Genomic DNA, 582 nt, shown 5'->3' on the forward strand with positions numbered 1-582 from the left:
CGTCCGCATATATGATGACCTCAAGGCGGAGCATAGGAAATGGACACGCAAGCTCTCTGATTGCTTCCGTTGGCTCAATCAAAAATATGGTTCAAATCTGTATTTCAGGGGGACTGAGTTCACTCATAATGAGGATCATGAAACCCTTAACATGCATATGAATATCCTCTTTGATCTGCCGTATTTGAAGGGGAACGGCTGGCAGGATTTTCTTGCTGATGTTCGTGAGAGGATGTCGTGCATTGTTAAGGATGCGGGAACTCTTGAGTCTGTTGATGAGGTCACAAAATATGTGACTAAGCCGAACGATATTGAGACGATGGAGGATGGCCATCTTGAGTGGTTCTATAATGAGACACTCAATACGCGACTGATACAGAGGTACGGATCGTTTAAGGAGTTCAAGGGGTCTCTTAATGATGAGAGGCTTCGCATCGTTCGAGATCAGTCTGATGGATCTCTGAAGATGATGAAGAAGCGTGTCATCAATGATGCTGAGCTTTTCACGAAGCGTGATGAAGGCGAAGCCACGATAGGTGTCCCTAAATCATTGGATATGTTCGGGCCCGATATTGCTATGGC

Annotated in this window: 1 protein-coding gene; it reads left to right on the forward strand. The window is 45.5% G+C overall.

All coding sequences use genetic code 11. The features are described 5' to 3' along the window. Positions 1-582 (forward strand): protein rep (locus KP705_RS16315; protein ID WP_215765005.1); only part of this gene is annotated, 582 nt, incomplete at both ends.

Origin of the sequence: Gluconobacter sp. P1D12_c (genome assembly GCF_018812105.1) — a bacterium.
Classification (GTDB): domain Bacteria; phylum Pseudomonadota; class Alphaproteobacteria; order Acetobacterales; family Acetobacteraceae; genus Gluconobacter; species Gluconobacter oxydans_A.